We start from the raw sequence: 15,900 nt of genomic DNA on the forward strand, positions 1-15,900 counted from the left end.
CGCAATGTGCTTTGCGCGTTTCAAAAGACGCGCGGCGCTGCAGCGGACAAAGCCGATACCACACCCCGACAGAGACGCGGAAGAGCACGTTGAAACAGAGAGAAGGCCGGCCGGGCCAGAAGAAAACATCAGGTCCTTCCGGTGAAAATCGCAGGGACGATCGGGCAGGCCGGCCGCCGAAGCCGGTCGCGCAGCCCGCGGCAACCCGCGAGGCGGTGCGTGAGGCTGCTGTGCCTGCCGCCGTCGTGCGTCCTCTGATGACACGCAGCGGCGAGCGGCCGACTGAGCGTGTGCCCGTCATTCTCGAATCGCTCGGGGCCGGCGACTTCCACCTGATCGACAGCGGCAACGGCGAAAAGCTCGAGCAATACGGCCCCTATCGCATCATCCGTCCGGAAGCCCAGGCGCTGTGGCGGCCTTCGCTGGCGCCCCAAGTCTGGGAAAAGGTCGATGCCGCCTTCACCGGCGATACCGACGAGGAAGGTGCCGGCCGCTGGCGCTTTCCGAAGGAGGCGCTTGGCGAGACCTGGCCGCTCAATCTGCTCGGTGTCGATTTTCTCGGTCGCTTTACCTCCTTCCGTCATGTCGGCGTCTTCCCGGAGCAGATCGTCCACTGGAGCTGGATGAAAGAGCAGGTCGAAAAGGCCGGCCGGCCGCTGAAGGTGCTGAACCTCTTCGGTTATACCGGTGTCGCCTCGCTGGTTGCCGCCGCTGCCGGCGCCGAGGTCACCCATGTCGACGCCTCGAAGAAGGCGATCGGCTGGGCGCGGGAAAACCAGGCGCTCGGGCGCATGGAGAAGTTGCCGATCCGCTGGATCTGCGAGGATGCGATGAAATTCATCCTGCGCGAGGAACGCCGCGGCAGCCAATACGACATCATCCTCACCGATCCGCCGAAATTCGGCCGTGGCCCCAATGGCGAAGTCTGGCATCTCTTCGAGCATCTGCCCCTGATGCTCGACGTCTGCCGCGAGATCCTGTCGCCAAAGGCCGTGGGCCTGGTGCTGACGGCCTATTCGATCCGCGCCAGCTTCTATTCGATCCATGAGCTGATGCGCGAGACGATGCGTGGCGCCGGCGGCGTGGTCGAATCCGGCGAGTTGGTGATCCGCGAGGCCGGCACCGACGGCAAGACGCAGGGCCGCGCGCTCTCCACCTCCCTCTTTTCCCGCTGGGTGCCGAAATGAGCAAGGACTTCCACGATCAGGGACCGCGCAGGGTCGGGCAGGTGAAGGAAGTCACTTCGCTCGCCAATCCGATCATCAAGGACATCAAGGCGCTGACGAACAAGAAGTCGCGCGAGGAAAGCGGTACTTTCCTGGCCGAAGGACTGAAACTCATCATCGATGCGATCGAACTCGGCTGGGCGATCCGCACGCTGGTCTATGCCAAGGCCGCCAAGGGCAAGCCGCTGGTCGAGCAGATGGCGGCAAAGACCGTCGCGTCGGGCGGGCTGGTGCTTGAGGTCAGCGAAAAGGTGATCGCCTCGATCACCCGCCGCGACAACCCGCAGATGGTCGTCGGCATCTTCGAGCAGCGCTGGACGCCGCTCAAAGGTATCCGACTGAGCGACGGCGAGACATGGGTGGCGCTCGACCGGGTGCGCGACCCCGGCAATCTCGGCACCATCATCCGCACGGCCGATGCGGCGGGGGCTTCCGGCATCATACTTCTCGGAGAAACGACTGATCCCTTCTCGCTCGAAACCGTGCGGGCCACCATGGGCTCGGTCTTTGCCGTTCCGGTCGCGCGGGCGACGCCCGAGGAATTCATCGCCTGGCGGAAATCGGCCGGCGTTTCCGTCGTCGCGACGCATCTTGCCGGTGCGGTCGATTACCGGACGATCGACTACCGGAAAAAGCCCGTCGTGCTCCTGATGGGCAACGAACAATCCGGCCTGCCGGAGCAGCTGGCCAGGGAGGCCGACGCGCTTGCCCGCATTCCGCAGCAGGGCCGCGCCGATTCGCTGAACCTCGCCGTCGCCACCGCCGTCATGCTTTTCGAGGCACGCCGCCATCTCCTCTCACTTGCCGAGGGCAAATGACCGAACAGACGCATGCACGCCCGGCGCTGTTTTCGCGCCCGGCGCCGATCCTCTTCTTCATCGTCGTCGCCGTTCTCATCGACCAGGCCGTCAAGATCGCCGTTGATCATTACCTGCCGCTACAGGAGGCCGTACCCGTCGTTCCGATGCTGGCGCTCTACCGCACCTACAATCTCGGCGTCGCCTTTTCGATGCTGTCGGGCATGGACGGCTGGTTCATCGTCGGCATGCGGCTCATCATCGTCGCCTTTGTCATCTGGCTGTGGTACCGCACGGCGAAGGATCGCTGGATCGCCCATCTCGGTTATGCGCTGATCATCGCCGGCGCGATTGGCAATCTCGTCGACCGCTTCGCCTATGGGCATGTGATCGATTACATTCTTTTCTACACCGAGAGCTGGTCCTTCGCGGTCTTCAATCTCGCCGACAGTTTCATCACCATCGGCGCCGGCTGCGTCATTCTCGATGAGCTGCTGCTGCCGAAAAAGGCCAGTCGCTAAAATCTTATCGAAATCCTGAAGGCATTCGGAACGGGCCTCATGTTATCCAGATAGCATGCAGAACCTGGGACAGTTGCAGGAAAGATTGTCCGCCGCCTTCGGTGGACCCGCCGCCAAGCCGCATGAGAAGCGGATGGAGGCGGTCTTCGCACGACCGAACGCACCGGCACCCCGGGGCGCCGATGACCGCCAGGACGGACCTGCACCGACACGGCGCCTGCTGTTCTACTGGCTCGGCGGCGCCGGCCTTCTTGCCGCAACGATCCTGATGCTGCTTGCCCATGCCGGCGATCCGCTGCTGCTTTCGGGCGGTCTCGTCGTCCTTGGCCTGGCCGTCATCGCCAGTTATGCCCTGCTGATGGTTCGCTCGCGCAAGGCCGGGCAGCGCCCCGGTCAATCCATGCCGGATGAGAATGGCGGCGCAAAGCTGTTTGCCGACGTGCACGACGTGCTCGGCGACATCACGGTCACCCGCACCATGGACCGGCGCATCATCTCCGCCAATGACACGTTTCGCCGCCTGACCGGGCGGCTGCGTCCGGAAGGAAAAACCTGCGAGGAGATCGGGCTTGCCTTCCGCCCCGGTCCGATACCGCATTGCTACGATGTCGAGATCTCGACGCCGGAAGGCCAGCGCATCTTCCTCTGGCGTGACGTCGTTACCCGCGACCCGGCGAACGGCCGCCTGCTGCTGCAAAGCGTTGCCCGCGACGTGACCGACGAGCGGCTGATCGCGCAGGGCCGCGAGGAAGCCCGCCAGAAGGCCGAATATAACAGCGCCGCGAAATCGAGGCTGCTTGCCACCGTCAGCCACGAGGTGCGCACGCCGCTTTCGGGCATCCTCGGCATGACGCATCTGATCGCGGAGACGCGGTTGACGCAGGAGCAACAGAACTATCTCGCGAACATCCGCCAGTCCGGCCATGCATTGACGCAGCTCGTCGAGGATCTGCTCGATTTCTCCACCATCGAGGTCGGCCGCTTCGCGTTGCATCCGCGCTCGGAATCGCTGCGCAAGCTTCTGGAAAGCGTCGTCGAGATGCTCGCCCACCGGGCGCATGAAAAGGGTATCGAGATCGGCGCCACCGTGTCGTCCGACGTGCCCGAAAATATGAGCTTCGACCCGGCGCGGCTGCGCCAGGTTCTGTTCAACGTTATCGGCAATGCGGTGAAGTTCACCCAGGTCGGCGGCGTCTTCATCCGCGTGTCGCTCGACGGCGACGACCTGTCGATCACCGTGACTGACAGCGGTCCCGGCATGACGGCGGAGGAGCAGGCGCGCGTCTTCGGCGAGTTCGAGCAGGGCGGGAGCGTTGCCGACAAGAGCAGCGGGACCGGCCTCGGCCTTGCCATCTCCGCCCGTATCATGCGCGAATTCAATGGCGCGCTGACGGTTGCCAGCGAAAAGGGCCGAGGCAGCGAATTCACCATCCGCTTCCCTGTCGATATCGACAGCGAGCGCCCCGACCGGCGAAACACGCTGCTTTCAGGCAACAGCGTCGTGCTGCTGGCGCCGGCAGGTGCGGCGCGCACCGCCATCGCCGAAACGATCACCACGCTCGGCGGCCTCTGCCATCTTGTCGGCGACGGCGAGACGGCGCGGGCAACGCTGCTCGAGCTGGCAAAGAGCGGGCGGCGGCCGACCGATATCATCATCGACCATCGCATGTCGGCGGAATTTTCCGCCCATCTTGCCGATCGCGCCGAAATCGCCGCCCTTGGCCTGCGCAAGGTCCTGCTCGTCAATCCGGAAGAGCGCAGCGCCCATCCGCTCGACCTCTTCGATGCCTGGCTGATCCGGCCGCTGCGCGAACAGTCGCTGATCGACGTGCTGCGCGGGCGCATGCGCGGCATGGAGAAGCGCGACGCGCTCAACGACAACCAGCCGGGCTTCGGCCTTTCGGTGGCGGAGACGCTGGTTGCCGCCAGCGGGCTCAGCATCCTGCTCGGCGAGGACGATCCGATCAATGCCATGCTGGTGCGCGTCGTCCTGGAAAAGGGCGGGCATAAGGTGCGCCATGTCGAGGATTTCGAGACCCTGCTCGACTACGCGCTCTGCGAGGCCAATGCCCGGCCCGATATCATCATCAGCGACCTCTCGATGCCTGGCGGCAACGGCATCGACATGCTGGGACGCCTGCGCGGCCATGAGCGGCGGCTCGATCTCGCCTCGGTGCCGGTGATCGTGCTGACGGCCGACAAGAGCGACGAATCGCGCCGCCAGGTCTTGCTCAACGGCGCCAACCGCGTCATGGTAAAGCCGGTCGATCCGGTGCGGCTGCTGACCGAAGTTCAAGCGGTTGCCGCCCTTTCCGCCCGCCGGGCAGAGGCGCGGTGAGCGCCTCGGGAACCGGCATGTTTCTTGCGCCTGGAAATTCAAAATGTCACTTTCCTGTCGTAGAGAAGTGTTTTATGGCGTCGATAAGCCGGCAACGGGAGAATCGTCATGTCCGCCATCGACATCCTGAATCGTGACACCACCGCGGAGGCTGCACCGCCCTCGACGGCTGTGCAGAAGGACGGCGATATCCTCGGCCGCATCGGCAATCTGGAGACCCGCCTTGCCCGCACGGCACGCGAGATCGATGCCGCCCAGGCCGTGCGCTACCGCGTCTTCGTCGACGAAATGAAGGCGCAGCTGCCGCTGGATGCGATGCGCCGACAGCGCGACGTCGACGCCTATGACGCTGTCTGCGACCATCTTCTGGTTCTCGACCGCTCGATCGAGGGCGACCCGGAAGACCAGATCGTCGGCACCTACAGGCTGTTGCGTCAAGATGTCGCCATCGCCAATGGCGGTTTTTACTCGGCTTCCGAATTCGAAATCGAGGGCCTCATCGCCAAACACCCGGACAAGCGCTTCATGGAACTCGGCCGCTCCTGCGTGCTGCCGGAATACCGCACCAAGCGCACCGTCGAGCTCCTGTGGCAGGGCAACTGGGCCTATGCGCTGAAACACGGCGTCAGCGCCATGTTCGGCTGCGCCTCGTTCCCCGGCGTCTATCTCGAAAGCCACGCGCTGGCACTGTCCTTCCTCTACCACAATGTGCTGGCGAAGAACGAATGGGCCATCGGGGCGCTGCCGCATCTGGCCCGCAACATGGACCTGATGCCGGTCGAAGCCATCAACCCGAAGCGGGCGCTGATGGCTCTGCCGCCGCTGATCAAGGGCTATCTCCGCCTCGGCGCGATGGTCGGCTCCAGCGCGGTCATCGATCATGCCTTCAACACGACCGACGTGCTGATCGTGCTGCCGATCTCCAGCATCTCGGACCGTTACCTGAATTATTACGGCGCCGATGCCGGCCGCTTCGCGAGCTAATTTAATTTGCGCAGACGATCATCTGCCTGTGAAAAGCCAATTCCAGCCTCTCCGATGGCGTGCCCTTAGAGCCTTTCCTGGTCAGATTGCAGCATTCTGCCGGAGCAGGTTTTCGTCAGGGCAGAGGCGATTGGCGAAGGGCATACCTCTTGGTACGTCCGAGCCGATCGCCTCTGATCCTGGCGGAAAGATGCCCGGCCCTTCGGGTTGACTGAAACGGGCCGGCTGATCGACCGGCCGGCTTGGCCGTAGAGCTTGGCTACGACGCGCGCCGGCCGGTCGACCATCCGACTCCGTTTGAGCCAACAGAATGCTGCAATCTAACCCGGAAAGGCTCTAGTGATCGGATCGCCTTCTGGTGTCCGACGGGTTCTCTCCATACGCCGCCCGATAGGTTGCCGCAAAGCGGCCAAAGTGAAAGAATCCCCACTTCAAGCAGATGTCCCGCAACGGCTGCCGGTTTGAAGGATCGCGCAGATCCTCCCGTACCGCTTGCAAGCGGATCGTCCTGAGGTAGGCAGCCGGTGTGGTTCCCTTGAAGGCACGAAAACCGCTTTCAAGAGCGCGAATGGAAATGCCTGCCGCCTCCGCGACACTCTGCATCGTCAACGGCTGTGCGATGTTTGCATGCATGAATTCAATTGCCCGACGGACATGCCGGGGTGCGATCAGATGGATTTTCCTGTCGAGAGGATGCGAGAGCCGATGAGGAACCGAGCGCACCAGCAGATCGGCAAACGCCTGGGTCAGGTTCAACATGGCGATTGGCGAGGCAAGGAGCGGCCCGTTGTTGCGCATGCCGATGATGATCGTTTGGGCGAGACTGCCGATCAACCGGCCCGCCGCCGTGGAAAGATCAATGACCGGTGCCAAGTCCATTGCCCCGATCAGGGGGGTCTCCAATACGGAGGCAACGGTCTGAGCGATGATTGTCCAGCTCAGACTCAGTGTGTCTGACCGGTGCGGCGCTGCCCGCACGGAAATCCGTTCCGGCTCAAGATTGTTCGCCAACAGCAGCCGCCCAGGTGTCCCTTCGATCACAGACCGACCAAGCGTTACATCGAGAGCACCAGTGCGTGGAACGATGATTGCCAGAGTTTCCGGCGTTCCATGGGCCGTTCTTGCACCCCAGCCGCCGGAATCCTGGTTGCTGACCAGCGACAAGCTTTCATCACCCCAAAACCCGACCTTCCAGTCGAGCGGTTTGTCTCGACCATCGCGCCATGCGTCGAACGAACCAAACCCCTTGGTCAGAGCCCCGACCATATCGTCGAAAGTTGCCCCCTGAAATCGGGGGGTGAAATTGGCGGATGCATTTTCTGGCATGGGGAACCAACCGGCTGATATTAAACAACTGAGCTGCGAAACCGCATCGATTGCCCGCAGTTTTTTCAATGTCCCTGCGGGCAAATTTATGCCGCCCTATAGGCCTATTGTATCAAAAGTATGACTTATCGGAAGAGCAGCCTTCATCGCGACGGCGCACGAAAACTTATGCCCGGCCGACGGGCAGTCGGCCGGGCACGGAATGCCGTCTCATAATGTGAGCCGGAGGAGTTTACGAACCCGCCCCGTAGGCGGCGATCGCCGCCATGTTGACGATGTCGCTGTCCTTGGCGCCCATCGAGGTGATTTGCACCGGCTTGTCGAGGCCGACGAGGATCGGGCCGATCACCGTGGAGCCGCCGAGCTCCTGCAGCATCTTGGTCGAGATCGAGGCCGAGTGGAAGGCCGGCATGACGAGGACGTTGGCCGGGCCGGAGAGGCGGCAAAAGGGATATTGCTCCATCACCTTGCGGTTCAGGGCGACATCGGCCGCCATCTCGCCGTCATATTCGAAATCGACGCGGCGCTTGTCGAGGATCTTCACCGCCTCGCGCACCCGCTCGGAGCGTTCGCCCGAGGGATGGCCGAAGGTGGAATAAGCCAGCAAGGCGACACGCGGCGGATAACCCATGCGCCGCGCGAGACCCGCGGCCTCTTCGGCGATATCGGCAAGCTCTTCGGCCGTCGGCATGTCGTGCACCGCCGTATCGGCAACGAAGACCGTGCGGCCGCGGCAGAGCGCCAGCGACACGCCGATGACGCGGTGGCCCGGCTTCTCGTCGATGCAGCGGCGCACATCTTCGAGCGCCGTCGAATAGTTTCGGGTAATGCCCGTCACCATGCCGTCGGCATCGCCGAGCGCCACCATGGTGGCGGCGAAGTGGTTGCGGTCGTTATGGATCAGCCGCTGGGCGTCGCGGTGGAGATAACCGTGCCGCTGCAGCCGGGCATAGAGATAGTCGATATAGGCCTCGACCCGGGTCGAAAGCCGGGCATTGACGATTTCGAGGCCCGGCCGGTTGAGATCGATGCCGGCGCGTTCAGCCGTCGCCCGGATCAGGTCCTCGCGGCCGAGCAGGATGGCGGTGCCGAGCTGCTGGTTGGCGTAGGACATCGCCGCACGCAGGACCTGTTCTTCCTCGGCCTCGGCAAAGACGATGCGCTTCGGACGGCGGCGGACGCGCTCATAGAGGCTGGCAAGCGTCGAGGCGATCGGATCGCGGCGCGCCGAAAGCTCGCGGGCATAACCGGCCATGTCGGTGATGACCTTGCGGGCGACGCCGCTTTCGATCGCGGCTTGCGCCACCGCGACCGGGATCGCCGAGATCAGGCGCGGATCGAAGGGAACGGGGATGATGTATTGCGAGCCGAAACGCGGCCGGTTGCCCTGATAGGCGGCAACCACGTCATCGGGCACGTCCTCGCGGGCAAGGTTTGCCAGCGCATTGACGGCGGCGATCTTCATCGCATCGTTGATGGTCGAGGCACGGACGTCGAGAGCGCCGCGGAAGATATAGGGAAAGCCGAGGACGTTGTTGACCTGGTTCGGATAGTCCGAACGGCCCGTCGCCATGATGGCGTCGTCGCGGATGCGAGCCACCTCTTCCGGCGTGATCTCGGGATCGGGATTGGCCATGGCGAAGATGATCGGCCGCTCCGCCATCGAGCGGATCATCTTGGCCGAAAACGCGCCCTGCTGCGACAGGCCGAAAACGACGTCCGCGCCTTTCATCGCCTCTTCCAGCGTGCGCGTGTCGGTCTTTGCCGCATGCGCCGATTTCCATTGGTTCATGCCCTCGGTGCGGCCCTGGTAGATGACACCCTTGGTATCGCAGAGGATGACGTTCTCGGGCGCAAAACCCATCGCCTTGATGAGTTCGACGCAGGCGATCGCCGCAGCACCCGCGCCGTTGCAGACGAGCTTCGTCGTCTTCAGGTCGCGGCCGGTCAGCTCCAGCGCGTTAATCAGGCCGGCGGCGGCGATGATCGCCGTTCCATGCTGGTCGTCATGGAACACCGGAATGTCCATCAACTCGCGCAGCCGGCTTTCGATGACGAAACAATCCGGCGCCTTGATATCCTCGAGGTTGATGCCGCCGAAGGAAGGACCGAGGAAGCGCACGCAGTTGATGAACTCGTCGACATTTTCCGTATCGATTTCGAGGTCGATGGAATCGACGTCGGCGAAGCGCTTGAACAGCACCGCCTTGCCCTCCATGACGGGCTTGGACGCCAGCGCGCCGAGATTGCCAAGGCCGAGGATCGCCGTGCCGTTGGAAATGACGGCAACCATATTGCCGCGCGCCGTATAATCATAGGCGGTCTGTGGATCGGCGGCGATTGCCTTCACAGGCACGGCAACACCCGGCGAATAGGCAAGCGAAAGGTCACGCTGCGTCGCCATCGGCTTGGTCGGGTTGATCTCCAGCTTGCCGGGCCGGCCCATTGCGTGAAAATCGAGCGCCTCCTGGTCGGTAACCGAGGTCACCGGCCGGTCCTTCTTATCGATATCGGGCATAAATCCTCCAACGTCCTGTGGGCGACGCTTTGCTCTTCCTCAAATGCTGTTGTCATCTATAGCGGCGCGCGGATAGGGTTGGCACCTGTTTTTTTGGGAAAAACTCCACCTCCGTGAACGCACGAATAGACACAGGGAATGAAGCCTTTTCGGCTGCCGAGCTCGCCACGGCGGAAAGCCGTGCCTCGGCGACGCCGATGATGGAGCAATTTATCGAGATCAAGGCGAACAATCCGGGTTCGCTGCTGTTCTATCGCATGGGCGATTTCTACGAGCTGTTCTTCGAGGATGCGCTGGAAGCTTCACGCGCGCTCGGTATTACGCTGACGAAGCGCGGCCAGCACATGGGCCAGGACATCCCGATGTGCGGCGTTCCGGTGCATGCGGCCGACGATTATCTGCAGAAGCTGATTTCGCTCGGCTTCCGCGTCGCCGTCTGCGAGCAGATCGAGGATCCGGCCGAAGCAAAAAAACGCGGTGCGAAATCCGTCGTCAAGCGTGACGTCGTCCGGCTCGTCACTCCAGGCACGATCACCGAGGAAAAGCTGCTTTCCCCCTCGGAATCCAACTATCTGATGGCGCTGACCCGTATTCGCGGCAGCGGCGAGGCCTTGCTGGCGCTTGCCTGGATCGATATTTCCACCGGCGTCTTCCGGCTTGCCGAGACCGAAGCCTCGCGCCTGCTTGCCGATATCCTGCGCATCGATCCGCGCGAGCTCATCCTGCCGGACACGATCTTCCACGATCCTGAACTCAAGCCGGTCTTCGACGTGCTCGGCCGGACAGCCGTACCGCAGCCTTCCGTGCTCTTCGACAGCGCCAGCGCCGAGGGCCGGATCGCCCGGTATTTCGGCGTCGCGACGCTGGACGGCTTCGGCACCTTCTCGCGCGCCGAGCTGGCGGCGGCCGCGGCCGCCGTCGCCTATGTGGAGAAGACGCAGATTGCCGAGCGGCCGCCGCTTGGAAAGCCGGAACGGGAAAGTGCAGCCTCGACGCTGTTCATCGATCCCGCCACCCGCGCCAATCTGGAGCTTGCCCGCACGCTTTCCGGCGATCGCAACGGTTCGCTGTTGAAGGCAATCGACCGCACCGTCACCGGCGGCGGCGCCAGGCTTCTTGCCGAACGGCTGATGTCGCCGCTGACCGACCCGGCCCGCATCAATGCGCGGCTCGATTCGATCGGTTTCTTGATCGACGAACCCCTGCTTTGCGGCAATCTGCGCGACACGCTGAAACATGTTCCCGACATGCCGCGCGCTCTGTCGCGCCTGGCGCTCGACCGCGGCGGCCCGCGCGATCTCTGGGCGATCCGCCAGGGCCTCGAAGCGGCGGGCGGAATTGCGGCGATGCTCGGCAAGGCGATGCTGCCCGAAGAACTCGGCCAGGCGCTATCCGGGCTGCAGGCCCTTCCCGCGGCAGTGGAAAAGCTGCTTGCCGAAACGCTCGCCGACGAATTGCCGCTGTTGAAACGCGATGGCGGCTTCCTTCGCGACGGCGCCAGCGCCGAGCTCGACGAGGTCCGGGCACTGCGCGACCAGTCCCGTCGCGTCATCGCCGGCCTGCAATTGCAATATGCCGAGGAGACCGGCATCCGGTCGCTGAAGATCAAGCACAACAACGTCCTCGGTTATTTCATCGAAGTCACCGCCGGCAATGCCTCGCCGATGACGGAGACGGCGGAGGCGAAGGCCCGCTTCATCCACCGCCAGACGATGGCGAACGCCATGCGCTTCACCACGACCGAACTTGCCGATCTCGAAAGCCGCATCGCCAATGCCGCCGACCAGGCGCTGACGATCGAACTCGAAGCCTTCGACAGGATGACGGCGGCCGTCGTTGCGGAAGCCGAGGCGATCAAGTCGGGCGCCCGGGCGCTTGCCGTCATCGACGTCGCCGCAGGCTTGGCGCTTCTCGCCGAGGAGCAGGCCTATTGCCGCCCGCAGGTCGACGGCTCGAAGATGTTTGCCATCGAGGGCGGGCGCCATCCGGTCGTCGAGCAGGCGCTGCGGCGGCAAGCGGGCGGCCCCTTCGTCGCCAATCATTGCGATCTGTCGCCGAGGACCGGCGACCGGGACGGGGCGATCTGGCTGCTGACCGGCCCGAACATGGGCGGCAAGTCGACCTTCCTGCGCCAGAACGCGCTGATATCAATCCTGGCGCAGATGGGCTCCTTCGTGCCGGCGACATCGGCCCATATCGGCATCGTCGACCGGCTTTTCTCGCGCGTCGGCGCCTCCGACGATCTGGCGCGTGGGCGCTCGACCTTCATGGTCGAGATGGTCGAAACGGCGGCGATCCTCAACCAGGCGAGCGACCGTTCCCTCGTCATCCTCGACGAGATCGGCCGCGGCACCGCCACGTTCGACGGTCTTTCGATCGCCTGGGCCGCCGTCGAGCACCTGCATGAGGCCAATCGCTGCCGCGGCCTCTTCGCCACGCATTTCCACGAACTGACCGTGCTTTCGGAAAAGCTTGGCCGGCTGTCGAACGCGACGATGCGCGTCAAAGAATGGGACGGCGACGTCATCTTCCTGCACGAGGTCGGGCCGGGTGCGGCGGACCGCTCCTACGGCATCCAGGTCGCGCGCCTTGCCGGGCTTCCGGCCTCGGTCGTGGCGCGCGCCCGCGACGTGCTCACCCGGCTGGAAGATGCCGATCGCAAGAACCCGGCGAGCCAGTTGATCGACGACCTGCCGCTCTTCCAGGTGGCGGTGCGCCGCGAGGAAACGGCCCGCGGGACCTCCAAGGTCGAGGAGGCACTGAAGGCGATGAGCCTTGACGACATGACACCGCGCGAGGCAATGGATGCGCTTTACGACCTCAAGAAGAAGTTGAAATAGGAGTAGCGCGCCATGTTCATGGAAAAACTGGTTCGCGAAACCGAGCGCCTCTCGCTCATCTGCTCCATGCTCGATACGATGCGGCGCGCCGATAAGGACCGCAACGCGCGCGGCTGGACGTCGCCGATCGGCATGCTGAAAATCACCCGCTGCTGCGCTGTGATCTCGGAGCTCGGCACCTCGATTGCCAAGGCCGGCTATCGCGAATGCGACAGGCAGGCGCTCGAGGAGATCATGCGCGAGACACGGCAGGTGCTGCATTTGCTGAATGCGCGGGCCGCCGGCTGACGATTCCGGGAAAGCCTGAGGATTCCGGGAAAGCCCGCGCCCTTGCGTCAAAGCGCCGTCGCCTCTTGCGGCGAACCAACACCATTTCGCCAAATTTAAACGTTCTTGCAGTATGAAGGCCCGTGTCAATCGCCGGGCAAAGGGGCTATAGCGCATGCAGACGAAACAAGCGGCAGGCCGTGAACCGGCAGTCCGGCATGAACAGGAAACCGCCCCGGCGATAGCGATGCGCGACCTCGATTTCTCCAATATCCTCGACGTCGAGCTCTTGCAGAAGCAGTGTGACGCCGTTGCCGAGGCCAACCGCAACCGGCCCGACGTCCTGCGCGCCGATCTTCTGGCGGTACTGAAGAAGGCGAGCACCGAAGGCCGGCAGAAGGCGCGCGAGGCACTGATGGCCGACGGCGGCGGGCTCAATTGCGCCTACCGGATTTCCTGGCTGCAGGACCAGATCACCACCGTCCTCTACAATTTCGCCACCGCCCATATCTTTCCGCAGCAGAAGGACAAGTTCGCGGTCACCGCCGTCGGCGGCTACGGCCGCGACACGCTGGCGCCGGGCTCCGATATCGACCTGCTGTTTCTCTTTCTGCCGAGGCCGGCGGAAGAGACGCACAAAGCGGTCGAATTCATGCTCTACGTGCTCTGGGACATGGGCTTCAAGGTCGGTCACGCCACCCGCACGGTGGAGGAATGCATTGCGCTTTCCAAGTCCGACATGACGATCCGCACCGCCATCCTGGAGATGCGCTACATCTGCGGCCTGCAGCGGCTGGAAACCGAGCTCGAGTCCCGCTTCGACAAGGAGATCGTCACCGGCACCGGGCCGGAATTCATCGCCGCCAAGCTTGCCGAGCGCGACGAGCGCCACCGCAAGGCGGGCGACACGCGTTATCTCGTCGAGCCGAACGTCAAGGAAGGCAAAGGCGGGCTCCGCGACCTGCACACGCTGTTCTGGATCTCGAAATATTATTATCACGTGCGCGACCAGGCGGAACTGATCAAGCTCGGCGTGCTGTCCAAGCACGAGTACCGCCTGCTTGAGAAAGCCGACGACTTTCTCTGGGCGGTGCGCTGCCATATGCATTTCCTGACCGGCAAGGCCGAGGAACGTCTGTCGTTCGATATCCAACGCGAGATCGCCGAAGCCTTCGGCTATCACACCCGCCCGGGCCTTTCGGCCGTCGAGCGCTTCATGAAACACTATTTCCTCGTCGCCAAGGATGTCGGCGATCTCACGCGCATCCTTTGCGCCGCGCTTGAAGACCAGCAGGCGAAGTCGATCCCGGGCCTCACCGGCGTCATCAGCCGCTTCACCCATCGCAACCGCAAGATCGCCGGCAGCGTCGAATTCGTCGAAGACCGCGGCCGCATTGCGCTCGCCGACCCCGAGGTCTTCAAGCGCGATCCGGTCAACATCATCCGGCTCTTCCACGTCGCCGACATCAATGGGCTGGAATTCCATCCGGACGCGCTGAAACGCGTTACCCGCTCACTCGCCCTGATCGACACCAGCCTGCGGGAAAACGACGAGGCCAACCGGCTGTTCATGTCGATCCTGACGTCGAAGCGTGATCCGGCGCTCATCCTGCGCCGGATGAACGAGGCCGGCGTGCTCGGCCGCTTCATCCCCGAATTCGGCAAGATCGTCGCGATGATGCAGTTCAACATGTATCATCACTATACGGTCGACGAACATCTGATCCGCACCGTCGACATTCTCTCCGAGATCGACAAGGGGCGCGCCGAGGATCTGCATCCGCTCGCCAACAAGCTGATGCCCGGCATCGAGGACCGCGAGGCGCTCTATGTCGCCGTTCTCCTCCACGACATCGCCAAGGGCCGCCAGGAGGATCATTCGATTGCCGGCGCCCGCGTCGCCCGCAAGCTCTGCGCCCGCTTCGGCCTGTCGCAGAAGCAGACGGAAATCGTCGTCTGGCTGATCGAAGAACATCTGACCATGTCGATGGTGGCGCAGACCCGCGACCTCACCGACCGCAAGACCATCACCGATTTCGCCGACCGCGTGCAGTCGCTCGACCGGCTGAAGATGCTGTTGATCCTGACGATCTGCGATATCCGCGCCGTCGGTCCCGGTGTGTGGAACGGCTGGAAAGGCCAGCTTCTGCGCACGCTCTATTATGAAACCGAGCTGCTGCTCGCCGGCGGCTTTTCGGAGGTCTCCCGCAAGGAACGCGCCAATGCTGCTGCCGAGGCGCTGCATTCGGCACTCGCCGACTGGAGCCAGAAGGATCGCAATACCTATACCAAGCTGCACTACCAGCCCTATTTGCTCTCCGTGCCGCTGGAAGACCAGATCCGTCACGCCCATTTCATCCGCCAGTCTGATAAAGCGGGTCAGGCGCTCGCCACCACGGTGCGCACCGACAGTTTCCACGCGATCACCGAGATCACCGTACTGTCGCCCGACCATCCGCGACTGCTCGCCGTCATTGCCGGCGCTTGTGCTGCGGCCGGGGCCAACATCGTCGATGCGCAGATCTTCACGACATCGGACGGGCGGGCGCTCGACACGATCCATGTCAGCCGCGAATTTACCGACGATGCCGACGAACTGCGCCGGGCCGCGACGATCGGCCGGATGATCGAAGACGTGCTGTCCGGGCGCAAGCGGCTGCCCGAGGTCATCGCCACACGCGCGCGCAATCGCAAGAAGAGCAAGGCTTTCGTCATCCCGCCGTCGGTCAACATCACCAACAGCCTGTCGAACAAGTTCACGGTCATCGAGGTCGAATGCCTCGACCGGCCGGGACTGCTGTCGGAGATCACCGCCGTGCTGTCCGACCTGTCGCTCGACATCCAGTCGGCCCGCATCACCACCTTCGGCGAGAAAGTGATCGACACCTTCTACGTCACCGATCTGGTCGGCCAGAAAATATCCGGCGACAGCAAGCGCGCCAACATCACCGCCCGGATGAAGGCCGTCATGGCCGAGGAAGAAGACGAGCTGCGCGAGCGCATGCCCTCCGGCATCATCGCACCCGCCGCCACCGCCCGGACCCCGCCCGCCGCCGAAAAGAAGGCCGGTTCCCCCATATGAG

At 63.5% G+C, this 15,900-nt stretch carries 10 protein-coding genes; 8 read left to right on the top strand and 2 right to left on the bottom strand.

Translation table 11 applies throughout. From position 1 onward, the window contains the following. The first annotated feature begins 89 nt into the window (after window positions 1-89). The 5 genes from ACM5SV_RS16150 to ACM5SV_RS16170 all read left to right on the top strand — a co-directional run bounded on the left by ACM5SV_RS16150 (window position 90) and on the right by ACM5SV_RS16170 (window position 5,866). Window positions 90-1,187 (top strand): class I SAM-dependent methyltransferase, encoded by a 1,098-nt coding sequence (locus tag ACM5SV_RS16150; protein WP_012755797.1) that lies wholly within the window; start codon window positions 90-92, stop codon window positions 1,185-1,187. After that, window positions 1,184-2,044, top strand: coding sequence for a TrmH family RNA methyltransferase (locus tag ACM5SV_RS16155; protein ID WP_012755796.1), 861 nt, complete (start codon window positions 1,184-1,186; stop codon window positions 2,042-2,044). Before ACM5SV_RS16150 ends, ACM5SV_RS16155 begins: the two co-directional genes overlap by 4 nt. Further along, window positions 2,041-2,544: a signal peptidase II gene (gene lspA / locus ACM5SV_RS16160; protein ID WP_012755795.1), complete on the top strand. Its 504-nt coding sequence runs from the start codon at window positions 2,041-2,043 to the stop codon at window positions 2,542-2,544. The genes ACM5SV_RS16155 and lspA overlap by 4 nt, the downstream gene beginning before the upstream one ends. A gap of 55 nt (window positions 2,545-2,599) precedes the next feature. After that, window positions 2,600-4,882, top strand: coding sequence for an ATP-binding protein (locus tag ACM5SV_RS16165; protein WP_222015221.1), 2,283 nt, complete (start codon window positions 2,600-2,602; stop codon window positions 4,880-4,882). Window positions 4,883-4,990: 108 nt separating this feature from the next. Continuing rightward, window positions 4,991-5,866: a GNAT family N-acetyltransferase gene (locus tag ACM5SV_RS16170; protein ID WP_012755793.1), complete on the top strand. Its 876-nt coding sequence runs from the start codon at window positions 4,991-4,993 to the stop codon at window positions 5,864-5,866. Window positions 5,867-6,202: 336 nt separating this feature from the next. On the opposite strand, the gene ACM5SV_RS16175 is transcribed toward ACM5SV_RS16170, so the two are convergent. Next, window positions 6,203-7,192, bottom strand: coding sequence for a helix-turn-helix transcriptional regulator (locus ACM5SV_RS16175; protein WP_222015269.1), 990 nt, complete (start codon window positions 7,190-7,192; stop codon window positions 6,203-6,205). A gap of 232 nt (window positions 7,193-7,424) precedes the next feature. Continuing rightward, window positions 7,425-9,710, bottom strand: a complete 2,286-nt coding sequence (locus tag ACM5SV_RS16180) for an NADP-dependent malic enzyme (RefSeq protein ID WP_012755791.1) — start codon at window positions 9,708-9,710, stop codon at window positions 7,425-7,427. 113 nt (window positions 9,711-9,823) lie between these two features. Here ACM5SV_RS16180 and mutS point away from each other — a divergent pair, with 113 nt between their 5' ends. The 3 genes from mutS to ACM5SV_RS16195 all read left to right on the top strand — a co-directional run bounded on the left by mutS (window position 9,824) and on the right by ACM5SV_RS16195 (window position 15,899). Next, window positions 9,824-12,550 (top strand): DNA mismatch repair protein MutS, encoded by a 2,727-nt coding sequence (gene mutS / locus ACM5SV_RS16185; RefSeq protein ID WP_222015219.1) that lies wholly within the window; start codon window positions 9,824-9,826, stop codon window positions 12,548-12,550. A gap of 12 nt (window positions 12,551-12,562) precedes the next feature. Then, window positions 12,563-12,838 (top strand): hypothetical protein, encoded by a 276-nt coding sequence (locus ACM5SV_RS16190; RefSeq protein ID WP_003544896.1) that lies wholly within the window; start codon window positions 12,563-12,565, stop codon window positions 12,836-12,838. A gap of 154 nt (window positions 12,839-12,992) precedes the next feature. After that, the gene (locus ACM5SV_RS16195; protein WP_012755789.1) at window positions 12,993-15,899 is read left to right on the top strand and encodes a [protein-PII] uridylyltransferase; all 2,907 of its coding nucleotides are present in this window, start codon (window positions 12,993-12,995) and stop codon (window positions 15,897-15,899) included. The last annotated feature ends 1 nt before the right edge of the window (window position 15,900 follow it).

Origin of the sequence: Rhizobium sp. CRRU65 (genome assembly GCF_048551595.1) — a bacterium.
Classification (GTDB): domain Bacteria; phylum Pseudomonadota; class Alphaproteobacteria; order Rhizobiales; family Rhizobiaceae; genus Rhizobium; species Rhizobium leguminosarum_J.